Origin of the sequence: Chromobacterium vaccinii (assembly GCF_000971335.1) — a bacterium.
In the GTDB taxonomy this organism is placed as follows: Bacteria; Pseudomonadota; Gammaproteobacteria; order Burkholderiales; family Chromobacteriaceae; genus Chromobacterium; species Chromobacterium vaccinii.
Genome location: NZ_JZJL01000106.1, coordinates 1 through 3,712 on the forward strand (window position 1 = coordinate 1; position 3,712 = coordinate 3,712).

A 3,712-nucleotide genomic window follows, 5' to 3' on the forward strand; every position below is an offset into this window, starting at 1 on the left:
AGGTTGTTGCGCTCGGTGTACATATAGCTGCCGACCAGATCCAGCCGCAGCTCGTCCTCGCGGTACAGGTAGAACACGCCGCGCCCGGCGTCGAGATAGCGGCCGATCAGGCCGATGGCGGCGTCCGCCAGCTGCTCGGTGGCCAGGTCCCCGGTCAGCGCGGCGGATATCTGGCTATAGCCGTCCTTCAGCCAGTTGCGCCGCTCGTCCTCGGCGCGGGCGCCGCGCAGCATCCGTATCATCTCGTTGATGGCGATGCCCAACCTGTCCTTGTCCGACGCCAGCTTCACTTCCTGGCTAAGATCGCCCTGGCCGATGGCGTAAGCCCGGCTGGCCAGCCCTTCCAGCGACGCGATCAGGCTTTGCAGCCGGGCCATCAGGCTGCTGTCGTCGCCGGGCCGCAAGAGGATGTCGCTCGCCAGGTCGCCCTCCGCCAGCCGCGCCGCGATGCCTGCCGCCTCGGACGGCTCGCCGCCCAGTTGCCCCAGGATGGAGCGGCTGGTCCAGTAACCGATCAGCGCGATGGCCACCAGCATCACCGCGCAGATCACCAGCGTCAGCGCGATGGCGTTGCGCTTGATGACGACCGCCTCATCGGAAAATTTCTTGGCGATCTGCATATTGTAATCGATATGCTTATCGATCAATTCCAGCATCTGGTCGGAGATCGGATCCAGCGCCAGCAGCAGCTGGTGAGCCTTGGCCGCGCCCTGCTCGCCGTTGCCGCCAGCCTGCAGCACCTTGTCCAGACTGGCCTGATAGCGCTGCCAGACCGGCTTTTCCCTCTCCAGCCACGACTTGTCTGTTTCGTCGGCGAAGCAGTTGCCGCCGGCGCAGCCGTCGATCTCATAGGCCCGGATGGCATTGCTGACCGCGTCGCGCGCTTCCTGAACCTTCTTTTCTATCTTGAGCCGCTCGCCCTTGTCCGCGTCGTAGTCAAGCCGCCCCGCCTGCGTGCTGCTCTCCTGGAAGGCGCGGCGCAGGCCGCCCAACACCTTGAGGCTGGGCACCGCGTTGACGTTGCCGAAGTTGGCGCCGTCATAAACCCTCTCCATCAGGTATTGCTCCAGACCGGTCAACAGCGCCAGGCCCAACAGCGCCGCCAACACCAGCAATGCCATGTTCTTGCCGACAGTAAGCTTCACTCCGCTCTCCCGATAGCCGCCCTTCTGATGTTGCAGTGTAGACAATCAGCAATACTACTAATGGATTTGAAAACGACTAGACTGGATGAGGTGGAATTATTTGCGGGAGAAACCGAATGCCGGTGCCCGGTGACATTCTGGTTGTCGACGACACCATGACCGCGCTGATGATGCTGGTGGCCCTGCTGTCCACTCAGGGTTATCAGGTCAGTTCCGCCCAGAGCGGGGCCGAGGCGCTGGATCTGGCGCAAAAACATCCGCCGGACCTGATCCTGCTGGACTTCAGCATGCCGGACATGGACGGCCTAGCCGTGTGCCGCGAGCTCAAGCAGAGTCCGCGCACCCGCGACATTCCCATTCTGTTCCTCAGTTCGGTCAGCGACTCGCAGACCAAGGTCGACGGCTTCGCCGCCGGCGCGGTCGACTTCATCATCAAGCCCTTCGAGCGCAGCGAGCTGTTGGCGCGCGTCAACACCCACCTCGATCTGGCCCGACTGAAGAAGCGGCTGAGCAAGCTGGTGGAAGAAAAGACCGAGTCGTTGCGGCTGAGCGAACAGCGCTTCCGCGCGCTGATCGAACAGGCGCCGGAAGCCATCCTGGTGTACAACCTGGACAGCGGCCGCTTCGTCGACGCCAACCGGCAAGCGGAGAAATTGACCGGACGCACGCTGCAGGAGCTGGTCGGCACCAGTCCAACCTCGCTGTACGCGGCGGAACAGCCCGACGGCCTGCCCGTCGCGGAAAGCGTCAACATTCACGCCGAGCGGGCGCAGCAAGGCGAGATCGCGCCGTTCGAGCGCATCCTGCAGCGCCCCGACGGCAGCACCATTCCCTGCGAAGTCCGACTGAGCAAGCTGCCCAGCGAAACCGGCCACCTGCTCCGCGTCAGCTATATCGACATTTCCTTGCGCGTGGCCGCCCAGGAAAAAATCAACCGCCTCGCCTATTTCGATACCCTGACCGGCCTGCACAATGAAAGCGGCCTTAGGGAACAGTTGAATGTGCTGTTCTCCACGGCCGAGGAGCGCCTGCCTTTCGCCGTGCTGCTGGTGGATCTGGGCGACTTCAAATTCATCAACGACGTGTACGGCCACCGCATCGGCGATCTGCTGCTGCGCCATGTCGCGCAGCGCTTGCAAAAAGTACTGGGAACGCGAGGCCACGCCGCCCGGCTGGGCGGCATAGAATTCGCGGCCATCCTCGCCAGCGTGGCGGACGCCGCCGAGGCGGAATCCATCGCCGGACGGGTGCTGGATGCGATCAGCGAACCATTCCCGGTGGACGAAATGATGCTCAGCCTGACCGCCAGCGTAGGCGTCAGCCTGGGTCCGGCGCACGGCGCCGACGGACAGGAGCTGCTGACCCGCGCCGACATGGCCCTGTACCAGGCCAAGCAGCGCGGCACCCGCAGGATCCAGGTCTATGAAGAAGAACTGGGCCGCCAGATGCGGGAGCGCGTCGAACTGGAAAAATCGCTGCGCCATGCGATAGACCATGGCGAGCTGGTGCTGCACTACCAGCCGCAGGTCGAGCTGTCCACCGGCCGCGCGGTGGGCGTCGAGGCGCTGGTGCGCTGGCAGCATCCGAAGAAAGGCATGATCTCGCCGATGCAGTTCATCCCCATCGCAGAACAGTCGGGCCTGATCCTGCCGCTGGGGCGCTGGGTGCTGCGCGAAGCCTGCCGCCAGCTGAAAGTGTGGCAGGACAAGGGCGGCGCCGAGCTGCGGATGGCGGTGAACCTGAGCGTCGCGCAATTCACTGACCACGAATTGCCGGAATTCGTCGCCGACGTGCTGAAGGAAACCGGCGTGGCGGCCCGCCACCTGGAGCTGGAAATCACCGAATCCTGCACCATGCTGTCGCCGCAGCAGTCCATCACCATGATGGAGCAATTCCGCGCGATGGGCATACACAGCTCGATAGACGACTTCGGCACCGGCCATTCCGCCCTGGCCTACCTGACCCGCTTCCCGGTGGACACGCTGAAGATAGACCAGTCCTTCATCCGCAACATCAACAATGACGAAAAAGGCAGCGCGCTGTGCGACACCATCGCCTACCTCGCCCACCGCATGGGCCTGCAGGTGGTGGCCGAAGGCGTGGAAACCCAGCAGCAGCTGACTTTCCTGACCAGCATCCATGTCGATGTGGTGCAGGGCTACCTGCTGTGCAAACCGCTGCCGGCCGCAGAGGTGGAGGACTTCATCCTGCGCCAGGCCGACGCCAAGCCCCAGCCCGGCGTGGAATACTTCTGACACCGGCCATTGCCGCGTCCGCCGATACGGTGTATCACTCCGGCATCAACGCCAGGAGCCACTCATGCCGGACGACCATCAACTCGCCGCCCACGCCGCCGCCGCAGCAGCCCGATTGCTGCTGGACCTGCGCCGCCGCCACCCGGAGGGCGGCAAGGCGCTGGGCGCGCGCGGCGACGCCGAATCCAACGCCTTGATCCTTGAGCTGCTGCGCGCGGCGCGCCCGGACGACGGCATTTTGTCCGAAGAATCCGCGCCGGATCCCGCCCGCCTGGGCGAGCGCAGGGTCTGGATCGTCGACCCGCTGGACGG

At 64.5% G+C, this 3,712-nt stretch carries 3 protein-coding genes; 2 read left to right on the top strand and 1 reads right to left on the bottom strand.

Features of this window, described 5'->3' with window-relative positions; genetic code table 11:
• On the bottom strand, positions 1–1,145 hold a 1,145-nt coding region (locus tag VL52_RS22690), incomplete at its 3' end, for an MCP four helix bundle domain-containing protein (RefSeq protein ID WP_200896090.1).
• A 116-nt stretch (positions 1,146–1,261) separates the two neighbouring features.
• Here VL52_RS22690 and VL52_RS22695 point away from each other — a divergent pair.
• Together VL52_RS22695 and VL52_RS22700 are read left to right on the top strand one after the other, a co-directional pair.
• Positions 1,262–3,400, top strand: a complete 2,139-nt coding sequence (locus tag VL52_RS22695; RefSeq protein WP_046159173.1) for a putative bifunctional diguanylate cyclase/phosphodiesterase — start codon at positions 1,262–1,264, stop codon at positions 3,398–3,400.
• 64 nt (positions 3,401–3,464) lie between these two features.
• Positions 3,465–3,712, top strand: a 248-nt coding sequence (locus VL52_RS22700) for an inositol monophosphatase family protein (protein WP_046159174.1), incomplete at its 3' end; no start/stop codon positions are given.